The organism is Pseudomonas sp. C 49-2 (assembly GCF_003970195.1).
Classification (GTDB): Bacteria; Pseudomonadota; Gammaproteobacteria; order Pseudomonadales; family Pseudomonadaceae; genus Aquipseudomonas; species Aquipseudomonas canadensis.
This window is the reverse complement of record NZ_RXYG01000006.1, coordinates 103,184-129,232: the sequence shown is the minus strand read 5'-3', so window position 1 is coordinate 129,232 and position 26,049 is coordinate 103,184. Positions and strand designations below refer to the sequence as shown.

General features: G+C 57.1%; 27 protein-coding genes and 1 tRNA gene. 16 read left to right on the top strand and 12 right to left on the bottom strand.

What is annotated here, in order from left to right:
- Positions 1-72: 72 nt before the first annotated feature.
- From EJ576_RS13805 to EJ576_RS13795, 3 genes are all read left to right on the top strand, one after another.
- Complete coding sequence (locus EJ576_RS13805; RefSeq protein ID WP_126570543.1) at positions 73-2,124, top strand: terminase large subunit domain-containing protein; 2,052 nt, start codon at positions 73-75, stop codon at positions 2,122-2,124.
- Positions 2,063-2,905, top strand: a complete 843-nt coding sequence (locus EJ576_RS13800) for a phage portal protein (protein WP_256656611.1) — start codon at positions 2,063-2,065, stop codon at positions 2,903-2,905. The genes EJ576_RS13805 and EJ576_RS13800 overlap by 62 nt, the downstream gene beginning before the upstream one ends.
- Before the next feature lie 74 nt (positions 2,906-2,979).
- A complete protein-coding gene (locus EJ576_RS13795; RefSeq protein WP_043047335.1) occupies positions 2,980-3,237 on the top strand; it encodes an ogr/Delta-like zinc finger family protein in 258 nt (85 codons plus the stop codon).
- A 38-nt stretch (positions 3,238-3,275) separates the two neighbouring features.
- On the opposite strand, the gene EJ576_RS13790 is transcribed toward EJ576_RS13795, so the two are convergent.
- Both EJ576_RS13790 and EJ576_RS13785 read right to left on the bottom strand, forming a co-directional pair.
- Positions 3,276-3,461: a hypothetical protein gene (locus tag EJ576_RS13790; RefSeq protein ID WP_126570542.1), complete on the bottom strand. Its 186-nt coding sequence runs from the start codon at positions 3,459-3,461 to the stop codon at positions 3,276-3,278.
- A 75-nt stretch (positions 3,462-3,536) separates the two neighbouring features.
- A complete protein-coding gene (locus EJ576_RS13785; RefSeq protein ID WP_256656610.1) occupies positions 3,537-3,830 on the bottom strand; it encodes a helix-turn-helix domain-containing protein in 294 nt (97 codons plus the stop codon).
- A 141-nt stretch (positions 3,831-3,971) separates the two neighbouring features.
- Here EJ576_RS13785 and EJ576_RS13780 point away from each other — a divergent pair, with 141 nt between their 5' ends.
- From EJ576_RS13780 to EJ576_RS13745, 9 genes are all read left to right on the top strand, one after another.
- Positions 3,972-4,184, top strand: coding sequence for a hypothetical protein (locus EJ576_RS13780; RefSeq protein ID WP_099312182.1), 213 nt, complete (start codon positions 3,972-3,974; stop codon positions 4,182-4,184).
- 29 nt (positions 4,185-4,213) lie between these two features.
- Entirely contained in the window at positions 4,214-4,693 is a 480-nt protein-coding gene (locus EJ576_RS13775) for a YmfL family putative regulatory protein (RefSeq protein ID WP_305956018.1), read from the top strand.
- The gene (locus EJ576_RS13770) at positions 4,690-4,926 is read left to right on the top strand and encodes a hypothetical protein (RefSeq protein WP_126570539.1); all 237 of its coding nucleotides are present in this window, start codon (positions 4,690-4,692) and stop codon (positions 4,924-4,926) included. The genes EJ576_RS13775 and EJ576_RS13770 overlap by 4 nt, the downstream gene beginning before the upstream one ends.
- 74 nt (positions 4,927-5,000) lie before the next feature.
- A complete protein-coding gene (locus EJ576_RS13765; protein WP_099312178.1) occupies positions 5,001-5,234 on the top strand; it encodes a hypothetical protein in 234 nt (77 codons plus the stop codon).
- 4 nt (positions 5,235-5,238) lie between these two features.
- The gene (locus EJ576_RS13760) at positions 5,239-8,037 is read left to right on the top strand and encodes a toprim domain-containing protein (RefSeq protein ID WP_126570538.1); all 2,799 of its coding nucleotides are present in this window, start codon (positions 5,239-5,241) and stop codon (positions 8,035-8,037) included.
- A gap of 15 nt (positions 8,038-8,052) precedes the next feature.
- The gene (locus tag EJ576_RS13755) at positions 8,053-8,346 is read left to right on the top strand and encodes a hypothetical protein (protein ID WP_126570537.1); all 294 of its coding nucleotides are present in this window, start codon (positions 8,053-8,055) and stop codon (positions 8,344-8,346) included.
- A gap of 65 nt (positions 8,347-8,411) precedes the next feature.
- Positions 8,412-8,660: a hypothetical protein gene (locus EJ576_RS13750; RefSeq protein ID WP_126570536.1), complete on the top strand. Its 249-nt coding sequence runs from the start codon at positions 8,412-8,414 to the stop codon at positions 8,658-8,660.
- Positions 8,653-8,823, top strand: a complete 171-nt coding sequence (locus tag EJ576_RS29780) for a hypothetical protein (protein ID WP_178083543.1) — start codon at positions 8,653-8,655, stop codon at positions 8,821-8,823. The genes EJ576_RS13750 and EJ576_RS29780 overlap by 8 nt, the downstream gene beginning before the upstream one ends.
- A gap of 106 nt (positions 8,824-8,929) precedes the next feature.
- Complete coding sequence (locus EJ576_RS13745) at positions 8,930-10,093, top strand: Arm DNA-binding domain-containing protein (RefSeq protein ID WP_126570535.1); 1,164 nt, start codon at positions 8,930-8,932, stop codon at positions 10,091-10,093.
- A gap of 385 nt (positions 10,094-10,478) precedes the next feature.
- On the opposite strand, the gene EJ576_RS13740 is transcribed toward EJ576_RS13745, so the two are convergent.
- Both EJ576_RS13740 and EJ576_RS13735 read right to left on the bottom strand, forming a co-directional pair.
- On the bottom strand, positions 10,479-12,320 hold the full coding sequence (locus EJ576_RS13740) for a P-loop NTPase fold protein (RefSeq protein ID WP_126570534.1): 1,842 nt from the start codon (positions 12,318-12,320) through the stop codon (positions 10,479-10,481).
- A gap of 367 nt (positions 12,321-12,687) precedes the next feature.
- Positions 12,688-12,777 (bottom strand) — tRNA-Ser (locus EJ576_RS13735).
- A gap of 320 nt (positions 12,778-13,097) precedes the next feature.
- Here EJ576_RS13735 and EJ576_RS13730 point away from each other — a divergent pair.
- The 3 genes from EJ576_RS13730 to EJ576_RS13720 all read left to right on the top strand — a co-directional run bounded on the left by EJ576_RS13730 (position 13,098) and on the right by EJ576_RS13720 (position 15,827).
- The gene (locus EJ576_RS13730) at positions 13,098-13,790 is read left to right on the top strand and encodes a crotonase/enoyl-CoA hydratase family protein (protein ID WP_126570533.1); all 693 of its coding nucleotides are present in this window, start codon (positions 13,098-13,100) and stop codon (positions 13,788-13,790) included.
- A gap of 212 nt (positions 13,791-14,002) precedes the next feature.
- Positions 14,003-14,725: a 1-acylglycerol-3-phosphate O-acyltransferase gene (locus tag EJ576_RS13725; protein WP_122726499.1), complete on the top strand. Its 723-nt coding sequence runs from the start codon at positions 14,003-14,005 to the stop codon at positions 14,723-14,725.
- Between the two features lie 130 nt (positions 14,726-14,855).
- A complete protein-coding gene (locus EJ576_RS13720; RefSeq protein ID WP_126570532.1) occupies positions 14,856-15,827 on the top strand; it encodes a magnesium and cobalt transport protein CorA in 972 nt (323 codons plus the stop codon).
- On the opposite strand, the gene EJ576_RS13715 is transcribed toward EJ576_RS13720, so the two are convergent.
- From EJ576_RS13715 to EJ576_RS13705, 3 genes are all read right to left on the bottom strand, one after another.
- Positions 15,824-16,549, bottom strand: a complete 726-nt coding sequence (locus tag EJ576_RS13715; protein ID WP_126570531.1) for an amidotransferase — start codon at positions 16,547-16,549, stop codon at positions 15,824-15,826. The two genes, EJ576_RS13720 and EJ576_RS13715, sit on opposite strands and share 4 nt — an antisense overlap.
- 84 nt (positions 16,550-16,633) lie before the next feature.
- Complete coding sequence (locus EJ576_RS13710; RefSeq protein ID WP_126570530.1) at positions 16,634-18,781, bottom strand: 3-hydroxyacyl-CoA dehydrogenase NAD-binding domain-containing protein; 2,148 nt, start codon at positions 18,779-18,781, stop codon at positions 16,634-16,636.
- 16 nt (positions 18,782-18,797) lie between these two features.
- The gene (locus EJ576_RS13705) at positions 18,798-20,003 is read right to left on the bottom strand and encodes an acetyl-CoA C-acetyltransferase (protein WP_126570529.1); all 1,206 of its coding nucleotides are present in this window, start codon (positions 20,001-20,003) and stop codon (positions 18,798-18,800) included.
- A 647-nt stretch (positions 20,004-20,650) separates the two neighbouring features.
- Between EJ576_RS13705 and EJ576_RS13700 the strand changes: the two genes are divergently transcribed.
- The gene (locus EJ576_RS13700) at positions 20,651-21,457 is read left to right on the top strand and encodes a cytochrome c (RefSeq protein WP_126570528.1); all 807 of its coding nucleotides are present in this window, start codon (positions 20,651-20,653) and stop codon (positions 21,455-21,457) included.
- A 167-nt stretch (positions 21,458-21,624) separates the two neighbouring features.
- Here the strand turns inward: EJ576_RS13700 and EJ576_RS13695 are convergent, their stop codons facing one another.
- The 5 genes from EJ576_RS13695 to EJ576_RS13675 form a co-directional block, all read right to left on the bottom strand.
- Positions 21,625-22,428, bottom strand: coding sequence for a transglutaminase family protein (locus EJ576_RS13695; protein WP_122726491.1), 804 nt, complete (start codon positions 22,426-22,428; stop codon positions 21,625-21,627).
- Positions 22,425-23,375: an alpha-E domain-containing protein gene (locus EJ576_RS13690; protein WP_016979378.1), complete on the bottom strand. Its 951-nt coding sequence runs from the start codon at positions 23,373-23,375 to the stop codon at positions 22,425-22,427. Before EJ576_RS13690 ends, EJ576_RS13695 begins: the two co-directional genes overlap by 4 nt.
- A gap of 4 nt (positions 23,376-23,379) precedes the next feature.
- Complete coding sequence (locus tag EJ576_RS13685) at positions 23,380-24,789, bottom strand: circularly permuted type 2 ATP-grasp protein (protein ID WP_028617549.1); 1,410 nt, start codon at positions 24,787-24,789, stop codon at positions 23,380-23,382.
- Positions 24,790-25,189: 400 nt separating this feature from the next.
- Positions 25,190-25,531, bottom strand: a complete 342-nt coding sequence (locus EJ576_RS13680; RefSeq protein ID WP_010208429.1) for a ribonuclease E inhibitor RraB — start codon at positions 25,529-25,531, stop codon at positions 25,190-25,192.
- A gap of 212 nt (positions 25,532-25,743) precedes the next feature.
- Positions 25,744-25,980, bottom strand: coding sequence for a hypothetical protein (locus tag EJ576_RS13675; RefSeq protein WP_015885396.1), 237 nt, complete (start codon positions 25,978-25,980; stop codon positions 25,744-25,746).
- Between the last annotated feature and the right edge of the window lie 69 nt (positions 25,981-26,049).

The following is a 26,049-nucleotide window of genomic DNA, read 5'->3' as shown; positions in this document are numbered from 1 at the left end:
TATTCGAGATATAGGAGAAACGCGGAATTTAACCCCGCGTTTCAAGCGTTTTCGCCGCATAGACTGCGGCCCATGTACTACTCGACCGAAGTTAAAGAAGCCGCCAAACGCCTGTTTCTGCGCCGCTGCAAGGCCAAGGAAATTCAGGCGCAGCTCAACCTGCCCAACATCCGCATCGTCTACTACTGGATCCGCCAGGGGGGGTGGGAGGACATGCTGTCGGACGAAGAACCGCTGACCGCCGTTGGCCGGCGAATCACCCTCCTCCTGGACAAAGCCAGCAGCCTGACCAAGGACGATCTGAACGAACTGGACCGGCTGACCACTGTTCGCGAGCGCCTGTTAAAGCAGGCGGTCAAGCCGACGCCCGCGCCGATCGGGGAATCTGCCAGCGAGCCCCAGGAACGTCGCCCGGGGCAGCGCGGCGAGCGCTCCAGCCGTGGCGATGGCGGCGGCAAGAAGCGCGAAAAGAAAGTAAAGAACGACGTCAGCGAGCTGACCGAAGTCGACTTCCTGGATAAGTTCATCAGCAAGATGTACCGGTATCAGCAGGAGCTGTTCGCAGCAAAACAAAACCCGCTGACGTGCCGGATCCGCAACATTCTGAAAAGCCGCCAGGTCGGCCTGACGTACTACTTCGCCGGCGAAGCGTTCATGGACGCGGTGCTAACGGGCGACAACCAGGTGTTCCTGTCGGCCAGCCGCTCGCAGTCGGAAATCTTCCGCAGCTACATCATCCAGTTTGCAAAGCAGTGGTTTGACATCGAGCTGACCGGCAACCCGATCGCGCTCAGCAACGGCGCCGAACTGCGGTTTCTCAGCACCAACAGCAGCACCGCCCAGGGCTACCACGGCCATGTGTATGTGGACGAATATTTCTGGATCCGCGACTTCGAAAAACTCAGCACCGTGGCCAGCGCCATGGGCACCCACAAGAAGTGGCGGAAAACCTACTTCTCTACGCCCAGCGCCGTGTCGCACCAGGCATACCCGTTCTGGTCCGGAGAGGAATTCCGCAACAGCAAACGCGGCAAGAAGACCGGTGGCACCTGGCCCACCGAGGCGGCCTACACCCAGGGCGCGCTGTGCCCCGATGGCCAATGGCGCAAGACCATTACCATCGACGACGCTATCGCCGGCGGCTGCGATCTGTTCGACCTTGAGCAACTGCAGCTGGAGTACGACGAAGACAAATTCCAGCAGCTGTTCTACTGCAAATTTATCGACAGCAGCCAGAGCGCCTTCGGCCTCAAGGATCTGGAGCGGTGCTATTCCGACCTGTCGTTGTGGGAGGACTACAACCCGGAACTGGATCGCCCTTACGGCAACAGCCCGGTGTGGCTTGGCTACGATCCCAGCCGCACCCGCGACGACGCCACGTGCGTGGTGGTCGCCCCGCCGCTGGAGCCCGGGGCAAAGTTTCGCATCCTGGAGAAGCACAGCTGGCGGGGGCATTCGTTCACCTATCAGGCCGCCCAGGTCAAAAAGCTTACGGAGCGTTTCAACGTCCAGCACATCGGGATCGATATCACCGGCGTGGGTTACGGCGTGTTCGACCTGGTGCGCGACTTCTACGCAAAGGCAACGCCGATTCACTACAGCCTTGAGACCAAAAACACCCTGGTACTCAAGGCCCAGGACACGATCCAAGGAAGCCGCATCGAGTGGGACGCCGGCTGGACGGACATCGCCCAGGCGTTCCTGACCATCAAGCGCGGCACCACCAACAGCGGGCAGGTCACCTACAGCGCTTCGCGCACAGACGCCACCGGTCACGCCGATATCGCCTGGGCAGTCATGCACGCCCTGGCCAACGAACCCCTGAATACCAACAAGCGGCGCCGTAGCCGCTATGTCACGAGCGGAAACAATGCCCAAACCACAACGCAGAAAGCCCCAAGCCAGTCAGCAGGTACGACAGCAGCAGCCAATGCGGGCGTTCACGTTCGGGGAGCCCGAACAGGTGCTGTCCGGCAACATCGGCGAGTATCTGGGGGTATTTCTCAGCGACGACGGCGAAATCTACAAACCGCCGGTATCGCGGGCGGGCCTGGCCAAGTTGTTGCGCGCCAACGCGCACCACGGCGCCATTCCCAAGTTCAAACGAAACCTGCTGTTGCGTGAGTTCATCCCTTCCGAGGGCTGCAGCACACAGACCATGGGACGGGCGAGCCTGGATTACATGGTGTTCGGCGAGGCGTATTTCTATCGCGACACCAATGCCTTCGGCGAGGTGCTGGAGATGCAGCACCTGCCGGCGATCAACATGCGGGTGAGAGTCGACGGCGGTTTCAGGATGCTGCTGCCAGACAGCAAATTCATGGACTTCGACCAGGACGAAATTGAACACGTCCTGGACTACGACGTTGAACAGAACATCTACGGAGTGCCCGACTACCTGGGCGGCCTGCAGGCGCTGTTGCTCAACGAAGCCGCGACCCTCTTCCGCCGGCGCTATTACAGCAACGGTGCGCACGCGGGTTACATCTTCTACACCAACGACCCGGACCTGACCGAGGAAGACGAAGAGAACCTGCGCGCCCAGATCAGCGCCAGCAAAGGCGTGGGCAACTTCCGTTCGATGTTCGTCAACATCCCCAACGGCAAGGAGAATGCGATCCAGATCATCCCCGTGGGCGACTTTCAGGCCAAGGACGAGCTGGAGAAGGTGAAGAACATTACCCGCAATGATGTGATCGCTGCCTGGCGCATGAACCCCGCGCTGGCGGGCATCATTCCGGAGAATAACGGCGGATTTGGCGATATCGAGAAGATCGATCGCGTGTATACCAGCAACGAGATCAGACCGATCTGTCAGCTGTTCAATCAGTTGAATGACAGCCTTCGACGCGACAGGCACATCAACTGGAAAAAGATAGATAACACAGGGGAAAGCGTTATCTGATCGATCAAAGATAGAGAAATATCCTGCACCACATGCGACCATAGTGGCAAATAGCTGCACCCTGGGGAGGGAATATGAGAGTTACTTGTAAATGCGGGCACAAAGGCAGGATTGCGTCGCGTGAGGTGCTATCTACCGACTTCGCGAAGCTCTATTGCCAGTGCCTTGACGCAAAGTGTGGGCACAGCTGGGTCGCAAATCTCACCTTTTCCCACACACTCAGCCCGTCAGCACAGACGTTCGACAGGCTGCTGATTGATCGTCTACGAGACATGCCCAGGGCCCAGCAGCGGGAGCTATTCGAAAAGCTCGGATCGCAGGCAGTCGCATGATGCAAACCGCCGACAACTGCATGCCGGCGGCTCAGGAATCAATCTTCGTCGGATTGGTCCGGATTGCTTATCAGCGCTTCGGTCAGCCGGCGCAATTGCTCCTGATCATGCAAGCTCAACTGGCGATAGAAACCAATCAGGCGACGTTCAATGTGCGAAAGCTCATACCGCGCGGATGCAGCTATTTCAACGTAACCGGCATCGGCGTTTGTGCGATCCAACATGCTTACCACTCCATAAAATCCATTGCTGAAACAGAGATATGGGGGCAAGCCGGTGGTAAGACAGGAACAGTGGGCTCAGCTCACTCCTTTGACAGCATCGTCAGCCATGGCCTGGATAAAGCGTCGAATCGCCCTCTGATCATCTGCCGGGATACTGCGATATTGCTGAACAATTCTGTCCTCAATCTCATTCAGCGAATCAAGGGCCAGCGTGCTACGCCGCCCGGTGAGGATGTAGGGCACATCGAATTCGAACTGGACCGCCACCTTACTCAGATAGGACGCCGTAGCATCGCTAGATCCTGCCTCGTAGTTCGCCTGTGTTCGCTTTGCAATCCCAAGTGCTTCCGCGACCTGGTTCTGTGTCATGCCGCATCGCTTCCGTTCTTCTTGCAGCCGAGAACCGATATCTTCCGAAAGATGCACTTTTTTTCATCCTTACTATTTACAAGTGCACCTAAGTGCATCATTGTGCATCTCACACCACATGAAATTGCACGGATCTGCACTATGCCGAACACCAGCGTTACCGAGCAAGCCCGTCATCAAGCACGGGAAGCATTAGAAAAACGCGGCCAGTCAGCCAAAGACTTCGCTGCCCAACATCAACTCAACCCCAGCACCGTCTATGCGGTCCTGAGTGGGCAAAGCCAATGCCGTCGTGGGGAAGCTCATCGCGCGGCCGTATTACTCGGAATCAAAGACGGCGTGATTGAACAGTAATGGCCGGTGCACTGAGGGAACAGCAGAAGATGAAAAGTCAGGTTCTAAAAACACGGCGTGAAGTCGTCAGTGCAATTATTTGCACCTTTGAAGGTGGCCGCGAACGCGCCGCCGCTCGCATCGGCCTACCTCTCAAGAAGTTTGATAACCACGCTTACGAGAACAATAACTGCCGTCCGCTGACAGACTTTCAGATCTATCAGCTGGAACAAGTCACAGGCACCCAGCACCTGGCCAACTACGTAGCGGCCATGTACGGCGGCATGTTCGTGCCGGTCATCCAACCGGAAAACCTAGACAACGTTGAGATGTATGCACGGGCAGTGCAGACGTCGGCCAAACAGGGCACGGTCGACCAGGTTATCGCTCAGGCTATCGAGGACGGAGTGATCACCGAAGACGAGGCCGAATTGATCCTGAACGCGCACGTCTTGCACATAGCTGCACGTACTGCCGAAATTCATGCCGCCATCGATCTCTACCGCGCCAAGTCAGGGAAAGGCCAATGAACACTCAAACCAATACCCTGGACTACAAGCAGTGCATGCAGAACGCTGCCCTGGCGTTTCTTGAGCGCCATCAAGCCGAACACCTGGGCGATCTGTCGACGCTACGCAAACGAGCAATCTTTCATTTGGTTGAGAACCTCGACGTGGCCGAACCGGTAGCAACCAAACTGACCGACCTTGCCCACAGTGAGTTGTTGGACCTGGCACACCGCCAACGCTCCGCGAACTCGTAACACCCAACCCAACCAATCGCCGGCCCCACGTCCTGTGGGTTTGGGTGAGCTGCGCCCGAAATTGAGGTTTAACGATGACAAACGCCGTAATTGTCACCACACAACTGCCCCCAGCCGAGGCCGAAGCGTTGCTGGCCAACCTGCGTGAACAGTATCGCTTGAGCCTCAACGAACACTGGTACGCCGACCAATTCCGCCTTGTTGCGGCCGGTCTGCGCCACGGCGCGATTCTCGCCCACATCCCGGTCATGGCTGCGCAAAAACGCCTCATGGCAGCCCTGTCCCACAGCCTCAAAGCAGTGAAGTAATCCCATGAAAGAAGACCTTCGTCACGACGTGCTGCAACGCCTTCAGGCCGACTTTGGGCTCAAGCACCGCACAGGCACCGACTACATGCGCGGCGGCACCTGCCCGAAGTGCAAAAAGAAAGAACTGTATTCCCGCTTTGATACGCCATGGATGGTGATTTGTGGTCGCCCCGAAAAGTGTGGCCACACCCTGCACGTGAAAGAGCTGTACGACGATCTGTTCGAAGACTGGAGCAAGCGAGCGCCGGCAACAGACCAGCATCCCAACGCAACGGCACGCGCCTACCTGGAGTTCGCCCGGGGCTTTCGGTTTGAGCTGATCCAGGGCTGGTTCACCCAGGAAACGTTCTACTCCGCTGAACACAACGCCGGCAGTGCAACGGTGCGCTTCGCCTTGGAAAAAGGCGGTTGGTGGGAACGCCTGATCGATCAGCCACACCGCTTCGGCAAGATGAAAGCCCGCTTCAAATCCAAGGATAGCTATCGCGGCGTCTGGTGGTGCCCGCCCTGCGTCGACCTTCTTGAAGCCAAGGAAATCTGGATTGTTGAAGGCATCTTCGACGCCATCGCCCTGGTGCACAACGACATCGCGGCCGTATCGGCCATGTCGTCCAATGCGTTCCCCGGTGACTCACTCAAGGCACTGATTAAGACCCGCGAGGGCGGGAAGTTGCCCAAGCTGGTCTGGGCGCTTGATAACGAGCCCAGCGCCAACGCCTACACCCGTCGTTGGGTGCGCGAAGCCCGCGCCCTGGGTTTCGTTTGTGAGTCTGCACAGATCCCGCAACGCGACGGCCGCAAGTCAGACTGGAACGATCTTCATCAGCGCTGGAACTTCATCCAGGACGACGCCAAGCGCGCCGAACAGATCGCTTCTGACCTCAAGCAAGCCCGGCACCAGGGCGCCCTGCTGCTGGCCGAGAGCGCAGCGGAAAAGGCCTTGCTGATGTACGACTGGAACAAGCGCGGGGAATTTCACCTGGGCTTTGCCAACCGCCTGTACTGGTTCAAGTTGGACATGGAGAAATTCAACCGGGCCATGTCCGACATCGAGGACAGCGAGAATCACGACGACCAGTTACTCAACCAGGCACAACAGCGCGAAAAGGCGCTGCAGCAGTCGGGCAGTGTTGTGGAGATTGCCAACTGCTACCCGCAAGCCCTTTATTTCCAGCGCAACGAAGTAACGGACGAGTCCTGGTACTACCTGCGCGTGGACTTCCCGCACGATTCCGAAAGCGTGAAAAACACCTTTACCAGTGGCCAACTGTCAGCCGCGAGCGAATTCAAAAAGCGACTGCTCGGCATGGCAGCAGGTGCGATGTTTACCGGCAGTGGCCAGCAGCTCGACAAGCTCATGAAGGACCAACTGTTCGGCATCAAAACTGTGTCGACCATCGACTACGTTGGCTACAGCAAGGAATACGCCTGCTACGTCTACGGTGACATCGCGATCAAGGACGGCACCACTTACAAGGTCAACAGCGAAGACTATTTCGAGTTCGGTAAGCTGCGCCTGAAAACCCTGCAGAAAGGCGTCCCTATCAAGCTGCAGCGCGAAGCAAAGGGCTTTGATGAAAAGTGGGTGCAGCTGCTGTGGACCTGTTTCGGCGCCCAGGGCTTCGTCGCGCTGGTGTTCTTCTTCGGCTCGCTGTTCTGCGAACAGATCCGCGCCCGTTACCAGTCCTTCCCGTTCCTGGAGGCCACCGGTGAGGCCGGCGCCGGTAAAACCACCCTGCTGAACCTCCTTTGGAAACTCCTCGGCCGTGAAGGCTATGAGGGCTTCGACCCCATGAAGTCGACCAAGGCCGGACGCTCGCGCCTGATGGGCCAGGTCTCTGGTATGCCAGTTGTGTTCCTGGAAGCCGACCGCCACAGCGATGATCGAGCGCACGCTAAAACCTTTGAATGGGACGAGCTGAAAGACTTCTTCGGCGGGGGCACCCTGGCTACGAAGGGCGTCAAGACTGCCGGTAACGAGACATACGAGCCACCATTCCGGGGAACGATAGCAATCAGCCAGAACGCGGCTGTGGTCGCTCACGAAGCGATCATGACGCGCATTGTGAAACTGCACTTTGTGCGCCCAACAGTCACGCCGCAGAGCCGTGCGGCAGCTGATCAATTGAACGCACTGGATGGCGGCACCCTCAGCCACTTCCTATTGCGGGCGGTGGGCAAAGAGTCCGCGGTGCTTGAGTTGTTCGCCCAGCGTATGCCCGAACACGAAGCGAAGCTGCGCCGCCTGCATACCCATTGCTTTGCTTGCGGTACCGCCTACGCCACCGACCAGGGCAACTGCAGCAGCTGCGGCTATGACTTGCGCGGTTACCTCCGTGTCGAGCGCATCAGCAAGAACCACGCACAACTGCTCTCGCTGTTGGATTGCCTGCGTCTGGTGCTGAAATTGAGCGATCCCCAGGTCGCTGCCACACAGCGTCAGATCGTGCGGATGGCCATCGAGCGCCAGGCCTCGATCAGTTCCGACCATTCGGCCGTAGCCGAGTTTTGGGAGGTCTACGACTACCTCGAATCCTTGAGCGAAGACCCGGTGGTCGACCACAGCAGCGACCCCACTGTGATTGCTATCAACCTCAACGAATTCTGCGAGCGCGCCGCCGAACACAAACAGAAGTTAGCCGACGTGGCCACGTTGCGCGATCTGCTCAAAGAGTCCCGTTCCCGCAAGTTTCTGGACAGCAACAAGGCGGTGCACAGCGCTGTACGTGCTGCCTTCAACACCCGAAACCCATGTTCACAACCCCGGCCGACGACAGTTAAGTGCTGGACATTCAAGGCGTAAAGGAGAGCAAGACCGATGCAAATCCAAGTGTTTATGGGCAGTGCCGGCGACGGCAAAAACAGCAAGCTCCAGTCAGTTCAGGACCGTTTGGACTTCACGGGAGAAAGCGCGCCGATCATCCAGGCCGGGGCATATGGAGAGGATGGTTTGCTGGAGATTTTGGAAGTGCGCGCAGCCGGTGGCCAACGCGAAATCCTGGTGGACGACTGCAGTCGGCAACAGATTTTGAGGGTGCTGGAATGGCAATCATGCAGTGAACATGAACCGAAGTTTGATGCCCTGGTGATCCACCTGGCCCGCAAGGACTGATATTTAAAAAATAGTGCCGAGGAGTTGCAGCTCCTCGACACCCGACCGCAACAGAGGGCTATACCATGCAAGCACAGAACCTAAGCAGCAGCGCCGCGAAGGCTACCACACCGGCGCGGCACCTGGTGGCCACCGCGATTATCGGCGCGGCCGTCATTGGCTACCTGGTGCACAAAACCCCTGAATCACGTACCCGCCTCGAAAGCCTCAGTCAGATGGCCAGCACCTTGGGCGAACTAAGCGAAACGGATGCGGCCGTCGTCGCCCAGCTGCTCGCCAACACCGCATACCGGGGGTCGGCGTGCCATGCCTAAGCAATCCCATGCAACTCGCGCACGACGCTTTCCCTGGAACATCGACTACACCAGCGTTTGCGACCTGTGCGGTCGTTGGCGCGCCCAGGGCAACCACGAGCAATGCAGCAGACAACGCCAACGGCTGAACGCCCATCTGCGCAATCACAAGCCCAAGCCATAAGCCGCGTCCACCAGAAGATGCGCTTCCAAATACTTGGCCCGGAAACGGGCCTTTTTGTTTCCGATCGTCAGACTGTCGCTATACGAGTACAGCGTTAGGGGTTTACATGAGTGGGGTCGAAGCTCGCGGAAAATCCGTGAGAATCTATTTTCAATACAACGGGGAAAAATGCCGGGAAGCAATCCCGGGGGGTAATACACCTGCCATCGTGGCCCAGGGAAAGCGCCTGGTCGAAATCATCGAATACGAGATCCAGGCCGGCACATTCGATTACGCACGCCACTTCCCCAACTCGGCAAAATTGATCGAAAACACCTTCGGACACTACCTGGACCTTTGGTTAAAGATCAAAGCCAATAGCGTGGCGGCTTCGAGCTATCGGGGCTATGCCAACAAGGCAGAAGTTCACGTGCGACCGCGCTGGGGCAAAGTACAGATCAACAACATCGATCACCTGGACCTGCAGGAGTGGATCCAGGAAACGCTATCTAAAACGCTCAAAAACAAGACCATCCGCGACATCATCAGCAACGTGCGCCAAGTGTTCAGACTGTACCGTACCAGGATGAAAGTCGCGCACGATCCAACCGAAGGTTTAATGGTGCGCCTGCCAGATGCCGAGGCGCCAGATCCGTTCACCCGGGCGGAAATCAAACAGATCCTGGAAACCCATACCAGCCGCACGCAAGAACTGTTGATGGTTCAGTTCATGATATGGGCCGGCCCCCGGGTATCCGAGACCATCGCACTGGCTTGGGAAGATGTCGACTTGGAGCAAGGCACCGTGACCTTCCGCAGGTCCAAGGTGCGAGGGGCTTACCGGGTGACGAAAACCCGGAGATCGACGCGCAAGGTTCGCCTACTTCCCCCCGCGTGGGATGCGCTGCAGAAAATCGATGCACTGAATAGGAACCGGAAGGCGGAAACGGTCGATATCGTCGAACGCGACAACAAGACGGTGCGCAAACACAAACTGCACTTTATCTTCCTGAATACGAAAAGCGGTCTGCCACACGCCAATGACTTTGTGGTGCGCGACAGGTTCTTCAAGGCTCATTTGCTCACGGCCGGTGTTCGCTATCGGGGGCCTGGCCAGTGCCGGCACACGTACGCTAGTCAGTTACTGACCACTGGCCTGGTATCGATCGACTGGATAGCCGAACAGATGGGGCATACCAACGGGAACATGATCCGTCAGCATTACGGTACGTGGATAAATGACGACGGGCCGGACGTTGTGGGCATGCTTAAAGTAGCGTTGAGGCTTTAGAAGAAGTGGTTGCTGCTCTCTGGCGGGCAGTTTGGGGCCAGACTGTGTAAAAATTTTAGCGCCGAGTTGACGGGCTGCACGGAATGAGAGGCGAGCTTCCCCAAAATTTTTAAGTCCACTGCGCGCCCAACCGCGAGGACAATTTATATATTGACGCAGACCAAAAAATGAAGTCTGCGTTTTTTTACACGATGAACCAAAAGAAGCCGCTTGGAGCATATGCAATATCGTGTTCAATTAAAGTTGACTATCATTTTAGCGACCATTTTCTTCAGTGTTTTTCGTTAAGGAGGCGCTAATTAATTCAGAAGCGACGCCCCCCCTTTTATCGCACCCAGCGTGGTTCGGTAGCGAAAAATCGAATTAATCAACTTCTCCTCTAGACCTATTTTGCAGCCTCTCTTAGAGATTGCGGCAGGATGCGTTCAATACGCTTCTTTCTTACTCCGGCCGCTCGTCTGTGCTGACTATCAAGAATTCCTATTACTTCAGATAGCCATTTCTTCTCATTTTTTAGCACGCCGTCCAACTCACCGCCCTCATACCTTCGCTCCAAGGCTCTACTAATAGGCTGCCAGTTACATGCAGCCGACCCCATCCACTCCTGTACAAAATCGCTTGGATCTATAGATGAAAGTATGTCAATACGCGCATATATATTGTTACCAGCAAAGGTTGGACTTACTAGTTGCGCGAATTTAGCACCGTCCGTCCCGACCAACTTAAGAAGCTCTTGAGTAATTAAGGGGAAGAGTTTTTTGGTTGCATGAGCCCTGGCTATTACCAAATGATCATCAACACGACGAAAGTGCGCCTTATAATTATCTTGAATCCAGAACATATACCCTTTGTAGCCATGAGAAAACTCACCACCCCACGCATTACTGCTGTTGATATCAGGTATAAGCTCATCCTTTGCAAGAAGCTCATCTATATATTCTTTACAATCGATTTCAGTTTGAGCAAAATCCTCTGAAATAATTTCCATATCAGAAAGAAGAAACCGAAGTGCAAACAAGTGAAGAATTTCGCCGGGGTCCTTTATTTCTCGAGCATCAAACTGCTCTTTAAGTTTTGTAGCGGCAACTGTGGACTGCGCGTCGTCGATTTCGTCAAACTTCATAAATACGAGCCATGCAGGCAGATCTTCAACTTTTACAAAATAAAGGCTTTCGTCTAGCGACTCTTGTATCTCAGCTTCAATATAATTGCCCTTCACCAACATATTTATAAGAGGTTGATCTTTGATAATCTGATTACCTAAATCGACAGCTCCATATCTGTTATTGGCAGCAAATATATTTGGTATATCTGTATTTTTATTATCCCTGGCTCGCTGCATCTGGAACCGAATTATGGATTGGCTGCGTTCAATGAGATCTTTTTCTTTCAATCTACCCGATCTTACCTCCAAGCTTAATGCCAAAAACAAAAAGCTAATTTCTCGTACCGCAGCATTATTAGACCTGTGATGTTCTGAGAGTGACTTGAATAGTCGCCCCAGATCTTCCAACGTGTGTTTAAGTATTCGGAGCGAGCGAGTATCTGACTGAAGGAAAATTTCAAGAATCTCCTCCTTCATCTCTTTTATTAAAATTTTAGTTTCTGAGTTTTGGATTGCGTCAGTAAAGCTGTCGAACGCATCCCATATCTGAGGGACCACCGCTATAGTCTGTCCGAATACTTTTTCTTTTCTGCTTTGTAGATCTTCTGATATTTTCTCGTCGTGTGCAATCACTACAACTCGGCATTCGTGATGCTCAACATACTTATTGAAGACACCAAGGAGGTCATTTAAATTTACGCTGCTTCTCTCAAGATCATCAAAAACCAAAATTCGATCAGTAACTACTTGCTCTCGCAAAAAAGCGTTTGCTATTCCTGAAACCAACCCGCCTATATTAACATTAGCGAATGGAATTGTAAGCTCAGTACCATTAGTCGATTTTGCAGCGTTACGAGCAAACGCTTTCAAGGGGAACATTTTTGTATAAACAGCAGAATAAATCTCCTCTACACTTTGAGTACCGAATAAGCTTACATAGTAAATATCTGCTGGCGTTAGTATTTTGTTTATTTGGTGTGTTTTTCCAGACCCCCAATCTCCAGTAATCAAAACTGCATAGCCTGGATTTACTAGTTGCTTGTAATAATCCAAATATTTCCCAAGGTGTGAACCTCCACTGTAAGAGGCGTGACTCGTTGACGCTTCAGCTTCTCTGATCATAACGATAGCCTTCTCGATTGATGAACATTACCGGCGATTGAATTGCACGTATTTTATCGACCAGAACACAACTTAAAACCAAATACCAGATTATAAAAATATAAACTAATTATGGTTTCTGGCATTAGTACTAAGTGTCACTCAGAATTGAAAGCATAGGAGCGGCGCTGAGCCTAGCTTCAAGACTGGGATAGGCGCCCTAACAAGTGGCAGATCCTAGTCGATTGTAGGCAATCTGGGTCACCGGGCCCACACGAGATAAGCCCCATCTGTCCCAGATCTGTCCCATATAGCTATTTTTCAGACGCAAAAAACCACAAACCCCCGACTTTCTTTAGGAAAATCAGGGGTTTGCGTTTTCAGAATGTGGCGGTGAAGGAGAGATTCGAACTCTCGATACAATTTCTTGTATACACACTTTCCAGGCGTGCTCCTTAAGCCACTCGGACACTTCACCGTATCTCGTCAAACCAGTTCAGTCTGTCGAGGCGCGCTAATGTAGTCGAAAGCCTTTCTGATGGCAAAGGTTTTTTTCAGAATATTCATGCGGTTAGCCCGTTATGCCGTTTAACGCCCGGCAAGGGGTGGTGATTGTGCCATTCTCAGGCATCGGCGGTGTGCGTCTGGGACGGTGATTGCGCCCTGCGTCTGGCATTCCCACGCCCGGTGCAGGGGAAAACCCTGACTGGCCAGTCAGTCACAGCGCTTTACCGGGGCGGGCGTGGTGGGTAACGTCTGCTGCATACTTCTATAACAAGTCCTACAAGGAACCGCGTCATGAGTGAGTTGATTGCCTACCACCTCGAAGACGGTATCGCGACCCTGACCTTGAGCAACGGCAAGGTAAATGCCATTTCTCCGGCGGTGGTCAGTGCCTTTAATGAAGCGCTGGATCAGGCCGAGAAGGACCGGGCGGTGGTGGTGATCACCGGCACGCCGGGGATTCTGTCGGGTGGTTATGATTTGAAGGTGATGACCGCCGGTCTTAAAGAGGCGATCGGCCTGGTAACGTCCGGTTCGACCTTGGCGCGTCGTCTGTTGTCGCACCCGTTCCCGGTGATTGTGGCGTGCCCTGGGCATGCGGTGGCCAAGGGTGCGTTCCTACTGTTGTCGGCGGATTATCGGATTGGTGTGGAAGGTCCGTTCAGCATTGGCCTGAACGAGGTGGCAATCGGCATGACCATGCACCACGCCGGTATCGAGCTGGCGCGGGATCGTTTGCGGAAGTCGGCCTTCCATCGTTCGGTGATCAATGCCGAGATGTTTGACCCGCAGGGCGCGTTACAAGCCGGTTTCCTCGATAAGGTGGTGGCACCAGAGGAATTGCATGCGGCTGCGCTGGAGGCGGCACGTCAGTTGAAGAAGCTGAACATGAATGCGCACAAGCACACCAAGTTGAAGGTGCGTAAAGAGCTTCTGGAGGCCTTGGACGATGCAATCATCCTGGACCAAGGGCATATCCTTAACTAAGTCCTACCCCTGATATGTCAGAGCCCGACCTTGAGTCGGGCTTTTTCTTACAAATAAATCCGAATCATCTTTAGCCGCTCTAGCCTGCCCGTGTTGATAGATGTTGAAACATGCTCTTAAACATCGGCTATCTCCTACCTCTACAGGGGTAATTGCCGAATACAGTGCACATCCGTACACTGCGCCACCTTTTGTCCGGATAGGCCGTGTCGATGCTTTTTCTGCTGCGTATGTTGTTGATGGGCCTGCACTTTATGCTCGCCGGTGTACTGGGCGTGCTGGTCGGTCTGTGTCGACCGTTCAATCCGGACAACAGTCGCCTGTGTGCTCGTCTCTATGCGCTACCGGCCATGTGGATTCTGCGCCTGAACGTGAAAGCCGATGTGGACTCGCTGCGCAACAAGCCTGGCACCTGCGTGATCATCGCCAACCACCAGTCCAATTATGACCTGTTTGTGTTCGGCAACGTGGTGCCCTACCGCACCGTGTGCATCGCCAAGAAAAGCCTGAAGTGGGTGCCGCTGTTCGGTCAGTTGTTCTGGCTGGCGGGCAACGTGCTGATCGACCGAGGCAATGCGCACAAAGCTCGCCGCGCGATGCTCACCACGACTCACACTTTGCAGCATGAAGACACGTCGATCTGGGTGTTCCCGGAAGGCACGCGCAATCTGGGCAAGGGCTTGCTGCCGTTCAAGAAAGGCGCGTTCCATATGGCGATTGCGGCCGGTGTGCCGATCGTGCAGGTGTGTGTCAGCAATTACGTGACACATATGCAGCTCAATCGCTGGAACAGTGGGGATGTGCTCATACGGTCATTGCCGCCGATTCCTACCATTGGGATGACTGCGGATGACATACCGGCGTTGATGCAGGCGTGTCATGTGCAGATGGATGAATGCATCGCGCAGATGGACCGCGAGTTGCGGGCTGTCTGAACATTCTGGGGGCGCTTCGCACCCAGCGCGAGCAAGCTCGCTCACCACAAAAAAGCTTGCCGCTACGACGGAACGCCATTCAGGCTAAGCTGCCCAACACCTGTCCTCCCAATAAGAAGCGATCAGCACCATGGGTAGAGTTGTTGCGGCCGCCGTCTATAGCGCCGGTAAGAAAGTCACGGATATCACCCTCGATGAAGGCGCGGCCTGGGCCGCCAAACCCGATCACTTTGTATGGATCGGCCTGGAAGAACCCGATGCCCAGGAACTGGCCAACCTGCAACGCCAGTTCAACCTGCATGAACTGGCCATCGAAGACGCCCTGGAAAAACACAGCCGCCCCAAGCTGGAAACCTTCGGCGATGCGCTGTTTATCGTCACCTATTCACCAGTGCGCGAGAACGGCAAGCTGGAGTTTATCGAGACGCATATCTTTGCCGGCAACGGCTACATCATTACCGCCCGCAACGGTCACTCGGCGTCCTACGGTTTTGTGCGCCAGCGCTGTGAGGCGCGTCCACTGTTACTGGAGCATGGGGAAGATTTCGTACTCTATGCGCTGCTGGATTTCGTCACCGAGAACTACCAGCCGGTGAGCGAAGCGATCCATGCCGAGATCGATGAGCTGGAGCGCAATGTGCTGTGCAGTTCGTTGAGCGAGCGTGATATCCAGAAGATCCACGGCCTGCGCCGCGACGTGCTGCGGCTCAAGCGCTACGTGGCGCCGATGGTGGAGATCAGCCAGGAGCTACAGAAACTCAGCTTTCCGTTTATCGACAAGAACATACGCCCGTATTTCCGTGATGTGCAGATCCACGTGACGCGGCAGATGGAAGACCTGACCACCCTGCGCGATATCGCCAGCCAGACCATCGAGATCGGTGTGCTGCTGGAGGCGTCACGCCAGAGTGTGGTGCAGCGCAAGTTCGCCGCATGGGCGGCGATCCTGGCGTTCCCCACCGCAGTGGCAGGGATTTACGGGATGAACTTCCAGAACATGCCCGAGCTGCAATGGCACTACGGCTATTTTGCGGTGCTCGGGTTTATTGCGGTGGGTTGCACCAGCCTGTGGGCCAGTTTCAAGCGTTCGGGCTGGCTTTAAGCCTGGGCCTCTGGCTTGTGCGCGACGAAACGCATCATCCATTCCGCCACGGTTGCGCCGTGGTGGTCGCGCTCCAGGCTGGCCACGCCGTTTGTGTAGACCTTTTCGCCCAATGTCGTCTGAAGAATCTCCAGCAACTCGCGAGAATAGTCGTGAACAAATTCTGGGTGCCCCTGGAAGCACAGGACCTGGTCACCGATGTGGTACGCCGCAAACGGGCAAAATGCGCTGGAGGCAATGACCTTGGCATTGTCCGGCAGCGTGGTCACCTGGTCCTGGTGGCTGATCAGTAGCGTCAGTTCTTCCACTTCCGGGCTCATCCACGGCGTCTTGGCATCCAGCTTATAGTCGTGGATGCCCATGCCCCAGCCTTGGCCGGCGCGTTCGGTCTTGCCGCCGAGCAACAGTGCCAGCAGTTGGTGACCGAAGCAGATGCCGAGCAGCTTGTCGCCGCGCTCATAACGTTCGAGCAGGTAGGTCTTGAGGGTCTGGATCCAAGGGTCCGTTCCAAAGGAATCGGCCTTGCTGCCGGTCACTAGGTAGGCATCGAACACTTCATCGTCCGACGGGTATTCGCCGTTCACCACGTTGTACACGACAAACTCGGCGGGAATGGGCTGCTTGGCGAACAGGCGCTTGAACATCTGCCCGTACCCTTGGTATTGATCGATCAAGCCTGGACGCAGGATATCGGTTTCCAGGATACAGACGCGTAGCGACATAAAAAATACCTGACACGGTGATGGGAATATTGCACACCCCAGAGCCTGCCTTGAAATACCCCTTCAAGGCAAGCCCCTCCTGCTTCACCGGAACACGTCACCTTGCGCCGCTTTCTCCAGCAACAACGCCGGTGGCGTGAAGCGTTCGCCATATTGCTCAGCCAAGTAGCGAGCGCGGGCAATGAAGTCGTTCAGCCCATATTGGTTGATGAACTGCAACGCGCCGCCGCTCCAGGCCGCAAAGCCAATGCCGAAAATCGACCCCACGTTCGCGTCCGCCGTAGACATCAACACACCCTCCTCCACGCAACGCACGGTCTCGATGGCCTGGATAAACAGCAAGCGGTCGCGCACATCCTGTGGCGAGATACGTTGGTCGGGCCGTTCAAAGCGGCTTTTCAGCTCTGGCCAAAGGTATTTCTGTCCACCGTTGGGATATTCATAAAAACCGCCCCCCGCCGCCTTGCCCACGCGTTTGTATTCGTTGACCAACAGATCGATCACCGCCGTTGCCGGATGCGTCGGCACAGCCTTGCCTTCTGCCTGCAGATCCTTAGCCGTTTGCTGCCTTATATGGCTCATCAGGCTGAGGGAAACTTCATCCGACACCGCCAGCGGCCCCACCGGCATGCCGGCTTTGCGCGCTTCAGTCTCGATCATCGGCGCGGCCACTCCTTCGCCGAGCATGGCGATGCCTTCGTTGGTGAAAGTGCCAAACACTCGCGAAGTGAAGAAGCCACGGCTGTCGTTGACCACGATCGGGGTTTTCTTGATTTGCAGCACGAAATCGAAACCACGGGCCAGGGTTTCGTCGCTGGTGTGGGAACCCTTGATGATTTCCACCAGGGGCATCTTGTCCACCGGGCTGAAAAAATGCAGGCCGATGAACTTGGCTTGATTCGGCACCGCCGTGGCCAGCCCACTGATGGGCAAGGTGGAGGTGTTGGAGGCAATCACGGCGTCGGTGCCGACCACGTGTTGCGCGGCGGCTGAGACCTTGGCCTTGAGTTCGCGATCTTCGAACACCGCTTCGATGATCAGGTCGCAACCGGCCAGGTCGTCATCGCTGGCCGTAGGAAGAATCCGCGCCAAGGTGGTTTCCCGCTGTTCGGCGGTCAGTTGCCCACGGCTGACTTTCTTGTCCAGCAACGCCGCCGAATGCGCCTTGCCTTTCTCGGCGGCCGCAAGATTGATGTCCTTGAGCACCACCTCAATTCCCGCGCTGGCGCTGACGTAAGCGATGCCTGCGCCCATCATCCCGGCACCGAGCACGCCGACTTTGCGTGTAACGTTGGGCGCAAAACCTTGCGGCCGAGAACTGCCTGCGTTGATCTCATTGAGCTGGAACCAGAACGTGCCGATCATGTTCTTCGCCACTTGCCCCGTCACCAGCTCGGTGAAATAGCGCGTTTCGATCAGGTGTGCGGTGTCGAAATCCACTTGGGCGCCTTCGACGGCGGCGCAGAGGATTTTCTCCGGAGCGGGGAAACAGCCCTGGGTTTTACTGCGCAAAATCGAAGGCGCAATCGCCAGCATCTGCGCAACTTTCGGGCTCGATGGTGTACCACCGGGAATCTGGTAAGCCTTGTTGTCCCACGGTTGCTTGGCATTCGGATTGGCCAGGATCCAGGCGCGGGACTTGGCCAGCAGTTCATCGCGATCCGCCGCCAGCTCATGCACCAGCCCGGCTTGCAGCGCCTGTTGCGGCCGGACCTTCTTGCCTTCGAGCAGATACGGCAAGGCCTTTTCCAACCCGAGCATGCGCACCATGCGCACCACCCCACCGCCGCCCGGCAGCAGGCCCAGAGTGACTTCCGGCAAGCCAAGCTGCACCGATTTGTCGTCCAGCGCCACGCGGTAATGGCATGCCAGGCAAATCTCCCAGCCGCCCCCCAACGCCGCGCCATTGATGGCGGCCACTACCGGTTTTCCGAGGGTTTCCAGCCGGCGTAGTTGCGCTTTCAGTACTAGCACGCCGTCGTAGAAATCCTTGGCGTGGGCCTTGTCGACCGCGATCAGTTCATTGAGGTCGCCGCCGGCAAAAAATGTCTTTTTGGCCGAGGTAATCACCACCCCGGCAAAGCTGTCTTTTTCCGCCTCCAGCCGCTCCACCGTGGCCGCCATGGCCTCGCGGTACGCACCGTTCATGGTGTTGGCGCTCTGGCCGGGCATATCGAGGGTCAGCACCACGACGCCGTCCTGGCCTTTTTCGTAACGAATAGCTTGGGTCATGACAAATTCCTTGGGCTCAGAGGCGTTCGATAATGGTGGCGATGCCCATGCCACCGCCGACACACAAGGTGGCCAGGCCGTAGCGCTGCTGGCGCACTTCCAGTTCGTCGAGCAAGGTGCCGAGGATGGCGCAACCGGTGGCACCCAGCGGGTGGCCCATGGCGATGGAGCCGCCATTCACGTTGACCCGCGCCGCGTCGATGCGCATGTCCTTGATGAACTTGAGTACCACCGAAGCAAAGGCTTCGTTGACCTCGAACAGGTCGATGTCTTCGACGCGCAACCCGGCCTTGGCCAGGGCCTTGCGCGTAGCGGGCGCGGGGCCGGTGAGCATGATGGTCGGGTCGGTACTGGTGACCGCCGTGGCGACGATACGCGCGCGGGGTTGCAGGCCCAGTTCGCGGCCCTTGGCCTCGGAGCCGATCAACATCAACGCGGCGCCATCGACGATGCCGGAGCTGTTGCCCGGCGTGTGCACATGGTGGATGCGCTCCACATGGCTGTAGACCCGCAACGCGGTGGCGTCGAAGCCCATCTGCCCCATCATTTCAAAGCTGGGCTTGAGCTTGCCCAGACCTTCCAGGGTCGAATCGCCCCGGATGAATTCGTCATGGTCCAGCAGCACAATACCGTTCTGGTCCTGCACCGCGATCAACGATTTATTGAAGGAACCTTCCGCACGCGCCCTGGCCGCTTTCTGTTGGGAATGTAGGGCGAAAGTGTCGACGTCTTCACGGGTAAAACCTTCCAGGGTCGCAATCAGGTCCGCGCCGATGCCCTGAGGAGTGAAGTGGCTGTGCATATTGGTCTGCGGATCGAGCACCCAGGCGCCGCCATCACTGCCCATGGGCACACGGGACATGGACTCGACGCCACCGACCACCACCAGGTCTTCGAAGCCGGAGCGCACTTTCATTGCGCCCAGGTTGACGGCTTCCAGGCCCGACGCGCAAAAGCGGTTGATCTGCACACCGGCGACGCTGATGTCCCAGTCCGCTACCAAGGCCGCGGTCTTGGCGATGTCGGCGCCCTGATCGCCGATCGGGGTCACGCAGCCGAGCACGATGTCGTCCACTTGATGGGTGTCGAGGTCACTGCGCCGGGCCAGCGCAGTGAGCAGGCCGGCCACCAGGTTCACCGGCTTGACGCTGTGCAAGGCACCGTCGGCCTTGCCTTTGCCACGGGGCGTGCGTATCGCATCAAAGATCAAAGCTTGGGTCATGACGTCCTCGAACCGCTGTGCATGTGTGCCTCTACCTTAGGCCCGATTGACACGGTTTCAATGACGGATGCGCTCATTGCTTTTGACCCCCTCGCTCGGACGAACGGTAGTGTCCTAAGCTAATTGCCGGGTTAATCGTTTTAGCTGTCTAGCCAAGGCATTGGCGCCAAGATGGCGATATGCCTCATGCCTTTTTAAGCTGAATTGCTTATTAGTTGATATGAAATGAGTCTAAGCCAAGAAGAACGAGGGCTCTAAGGTTGAATCAGTAGGAAGTCGCTGCCGGGTTTTGCTGGAGCGGCTGTAAGAAAAGCGACACGTCATCTCGCCATACTGAAATAAAACCGGCACGCATTTGACGCTCAGGAATAACAACAAAAGGCAGTCAGCCATGTTCAAACATTCGAAAGTACGTCAGGCGGGGCTCATTCTGTTCGCCACCACACTGATTCTGATCTTGCCCAATTTGACCAAGGTCATTGGGTGATCCCTCAACGCCCACATTCCGTGCCTTCACAGCACCGGGTTTGCAGCTTTTGGCAGCACCTGCCGGGACATTGCGCATAGCGGTCCTGCAGGGGCTGCCTTTTTGCGCGCCGATTTCCGGTATCGTGAGCGTCATTGCCACTTTACACCGGGCCTCCCTCTTGAAACCGATCTTCGCCCTCCTCGCCTTGCTGATCGCGCTTCCCGTTTCGGCAGCAAAATTGACCATCGAACTCGACCACACCCGCAAGACGTGGCAGACCGCTGACCTGCTCAAGCATCCACAGGCGCAAACGGTTCAGATCGTCGATGACGTTTCCTACAAGCGCACCATGAATTATCGCGCAGTGCCCTTGGCCGCACTCCTAACGGGACTGAAACCTGAAAGCCATCTGCAAGCCGTTGCGTTGGATGGTTTCGCCGCCGAACTCACGGCTGCGCCGCTGCTGGAGACCCACGGTGCACGCGCCTGGCTGGCGGTGGAAGATCCTGCCCAGCCATGGCCTGCACTGGCGGAAGGCAAACCGAGTGCCGGGCCGTTCTACCTGGTGTGGACTGACCCGCAAGCCGGGCGCATCAGCCCTGAGCAGTGGCCGTTCCAGATCTCCGGGATCAAACAGTTGAAGACGGTCGCGGAGCGCTTTCCGGCTTTGTTGCCCGATCCAAAACTGGCAGCCAATGACCCGATCAACCAGGGCTTTGTGCTGTTCCAGAAAAACTGCCTGGCTTGCCATCGCCTAAATGGCGCCGGCGATGCGCAGGTGGGGCCGGATTTGAACATTCCGTATAACCCCACTGAGTATTTTGGCGGTGATTTCCTCAAGCGCTATATTCGCGACCCGCAGAGCTTGCGGCATTGGCCGCAGGCGAAGATGCCGGCGTTTGCTGCCAGTGTGTTGCCGGACGGTGAGCTGGATTTGTTGGTGGGGTATTTGAAGCATATGGCGGGGCGTAAACAGCAACCTTAAACATCGGGAGGGGGGAACCCTTGTGGTGAGCGGGCTTGCCCCGCGTTGGGCTGCGCAGCGGCCCCTAAACCCGGCACCCAGGAAATACCTGACACACCGCATTCTGCTTGACTGGGGCCGCTTCGCAGCCCAGCGCGGGGCAAGCCCGCTCACTACAACAACCCCAGTCATTGCTGCTGGACGGAAATCACCGGTGTCGGCGCCACAAACACCTTGGCATGCATCTGCTCATGCCCGCCGCCACGGCGCATGCCGCGTACCGGGCAGGCGTCGAGGTAATCCAGCCCCACCGCCAACTTCAAATGCCGCTCCGGCCGCGCCAGTTGGTTGGTCACGTCAAAGCTGTACCAGGCGTCCTCCAGCCAGGCCTCGGCCCAGGCGTGGCTGGCCAGGTGCGTGCTGTCCTCCGAGTACAAATACCCCGACACATACCGCGCAGGAATCCCCAGGCTGCGTGCACACGCCAGGAACGCATGCGTGTGGTCCTGGCAAACGCCTGCGCGGCCAGCAAAGGCCTGGGCGGCGCAGGTGTCGACTTCGGTGGCGCCAGGCGTGTAGACCATCGCCTGGTTGAGTGCGTGCATCAAGTCGATCAACGCGGTGCGATCACGACGTTGATGGCACTGCTGATCGGCAAAGCTGCGCAAGGCTTCATCGGGTTCGGTCAGGCGGGTGCAACGCAGAAACGGGAATGCGGATTGGTGCTCATGTTCGGCCTCGCGCAACTCGTCGATATCCACCTGACCACGGGCGCCAATGATGATGGCATCGTGGGGTTCGTCCAGAGTCAACACATGCAGGATGTTGCCGAATGGGTCCACCTGCGCCCGCACCGGGCGCGGCAGGTCGAGCTGCCAGCTAAGTACGCGCTGGCGTTCGCTGTCGTGGGGCGTCAGGCGCAGGTACTGGATGCTGGCGCGCACTTGGTCTTCGTAGTGGTAGGTAGTTTCGTGGCTGATGGAGAGTCTCATGCCGCCTCCAGGTAGGAACTGTAGATGGCGTCGCCCAACTGGCGGACCAAGGGGATAAAGTCGGTCAGCCAGGCGTGCAGGCCTTCCTCGAGGATTTCATCGATGGCGGTGAAGCGCAGGCGCGCGTCCATCTCGGCGGCCAGGCGCTGGGCCGGCCGACCATTGAGGCCGGGTAGGCTGGCGAGGATCTGGTCGATCTCTTCGCTGCAGGCACGCAGCGAGCGCGGCACATCGGCGCGCAGCAGCAACAATTCCGCCACTTGCCGGGCACCGGGGGCATCGCGGTAGATCTCGGTGTAGGCCTCGAACGACGACAACGCACGCAACAAGGCGCTCCATTGATAGTAGGCGTGGGCCGTGCCATCGGTGACGGCTTCGGCGCGGTCGCCCGCCATCTCATAGCGGGCGTCCAGCAGGCGCAGCGTGTTGTCGGCCCGCTCGATAAAAGTGCCCAGGCGAATGAAGCGAAACGCATCGTTACGCATGATGGTGCCGTAGGTGGCGCCGCGAAACAGATGGGAACGCTCTTTTACCCACTCGCAGAAACGGCTCATGCCATAGCGGCTCAAGCCCTGCTGGGCGATGTCGCGAATATCCAGCCAGGTCGCGTTGATGTTTTCCCACATGTCGGCGGTAATTCGCCCACGCACTGCATGGGCGCTGGCCCGCGCGGCGCCAAGACAGCTGTAGATGCTGGCCGGGTTGGCCGCATCCAGGGCAAAAAAGTGCAACAGGCGCTCGGCGTGCAGTTCGCCGTGGCGTTCGTGGTAATCCTCCAGGGTGCCGGTGATCAACAGCGGCATGGCCAGTTCATGCAGGCCATCGCCGCGCCCGTCCTGGGGCATCAGCGACAGCGAATAGCTGACATCGAGCATGCGCGCGAGGTTTTCCGCACGTTCCAGGTAGCGCGACATCCAGTACAAATCCGAGGCAGTTCGACTCAACATGGCATCAGTCCTCGACCACCCAGGTGTCTTTGGTGCCGCCGCCCTGGGACGAGTTGACCACCAGCGAGCCTTCGCGCAACGCCACGCGGGTCAAGCCGCCGGGGACCACACGGGTTTCCTTGCCGGACAACACGAACGGGCGCAGGTCGATATGACGCGGCGCGATGCCGTTTTCGACAAAGGTCGGGCAGGTGGATAAACACAGGGTTGGCTGGGCGATATAGGCGTGGGGCTTGGCCTTGATACGCGCACGGAAGGCTTCGATTTCCGCCGCTGTGGACGCGGGGCCGACCAGCATGCCGTAGCCGCCGGAACCCTGGGTTTCCTTCACCACCAGGTCGGGCAGGTTGGCCAGCACGTGGGACAGTTCGTCGGGCTTACGGCACTGGAAGGTCGGAACATTCTTCAGGATAGGTTCTTCATCCAGGTAAAAACGGATCATCTCGGTGACGAAGGGGTACACCGACTTGTCATCCGCCACCCCGGTGCCGATGGCATTGGCCAGCACCACATTGCCGGAGCGATAGGCTGCGAGCAGGCCGGGCACGCCGAGCATGGAGTCCGGGTTGAAGGCCAACGGATCGAGGAACGCGTCATCCAGGCGACGGTAGATCACATCCACGGCCTTGGGCCCGTCGGTGGTGCGCATGAAGACGCGATCATCACGCACGAACAGATCGGCGCCTTCCACCAGTTCCACGCCCATTTCTCGGGCGAGAAAGGCATGTTCGAAGAACGCGCTGTTGAAGCGCCCGGGGGTCAGCACGACCACGCTGGGGTTATCCAGGGGGCTTGAGCTTTTCAGGGTGTCGAGCAGCAAATTGGGGTAATGGTCGATAGGCGCGATGCGCTGGGCAGCGAACAGTTCGGGGAACAGGCGCATCATCATCTTGCGGTCTTCGAGCATGTAGCTGACGCCGCTCGGTGTACGCAGGTTGTCCTCCAGCACGTAGTAAGTGCCGTCACCGTCGCGTACGAGGTCGACGCCGGAGATGTGGGAATACAAGTCACGGTGCAAGTCCAGACCCTGCATCGCCAACTGGTATTGCTCGTTCGCCAGCACCTGTTCGGCGGGGATGATTCCGGCCTTGATGATGCGCTGTTCGTGATACAGGTCAGCGAGAAACATGTTCAGCGCCTTGACCCGTTGGATACACCCGCGCTCGACAATCCGCCATTCGCTGGCGGGGATGCTGCGCGGGATGGTGTCGAAGGGAATCAACCGTTCGGTGCCTTGCTCGTCCCCGTAAAGCGTGAAGGTGATCCCGGCACGGTGAAACAGCAAATCGGCTTCGCGCCGGCGCTGGGCCAGCAGATCATCTGGGGTATCGGCCAACCAGCGGGCGAACTCGCGGTAATGAGGCCGGACCTGGCCTGCCCCATCGTACATTTCATCGTAATAAGTGCGGATCATGCCGAACTCCTTGTCACCCGGGCGCTAGAACCATCGCAAGGCCCGTGCCAGCGGCATAAACACTTAAAAATCAGTGTGTTGAATTACAACCAGAATCCAGCCGCACCGTCCTGGTGCGCAGAATGCCCGGTGCACCGCCCGACGCTTCATCGCAATGCGGGCTTTGACTATCAACAGCATAGTCAGAGTTGATTTCACTGCCCGGCCCAAGCTACGGATAATTGCCCCATCTGCTGAACTGCCTTCAGCGAACCGCTCTTCCCTTTAAGCCACCCTCTTGGGTGGTTTTTTTTTGGTGCGTAAAAATAGCGCGCAAGTTCCGAGAGCTTTCCCACGGCACAAACAAAATCGGCCGACCCAAAGGTCAGCCGATACGCTGCGTTTCTCATACTTCAAGCTGCTACATGGGTAACCCACGCACCTCCTGCTTCACGCCCCATCCCTCGATGATCCCGCCCAGCGGCTCGACCACCGCCCCGAAGTCTTGCTCAAAGTCTCCAATGCCATCGTAGGTGGCGGACATGATTTTGCTCAGCTCCAGGTACCAGGCGCCATCGTCGCGCGCACTGACCTGGGCATTCAGGGATTCCCCACGAAACTCACCCGCCGCCCTGCGCGCACGTTCCTCATCCGGGAAAATGGCGTAGAACTCGATGGGGTGGAAACGCGAGAAGTCGAAGCCGCCCTCTTTCATGCGGCGCAGAACGTTGGTGCTGATGTCTTCTTGATAGGCTGTGCTCATGAAAAGTGCTCCTCGAATTGATGGATAGACTTTCCGTGCTTCCCGAAGCCCACGCCCTACTGGCGTGGGGACTACGGCAACAACATCACCGCTGGAAAACAAGCATGTAGCTGACAAGACCAGAACTAGCGATTCATTCGCTGATCTCACTTGCAGAGTAGCGCGAAGCTATCACCTCCACCAGAGGTGCTTTAAGGGTGTACAGGGAATGTTCAGGCGGCGGGAGAGATGTCGAGGATCTGGATACTGTTCTGGTCTTTGAGGATCTTGACCGTCGGTTCGGGCTTGCGGCCCTCAAGGTCATTGAGGTCCAGCTCGGCGGCGACGGGCACCAGCTTGTTGCGAATCATGTGTGCCGCATCTTCGAGGCTGGGCTTCTGGTCGCAGGTGAACTGCTCGACGGACTGCACGCCGTGATCATCAACGAAGGTAATCTGCCACTTTTGCATCGGTGCCTCCTCGATAAAACCCATGTGTGGGCTTACCTCTATCTGGACCTTGGGGGCTCGGAAAACGTT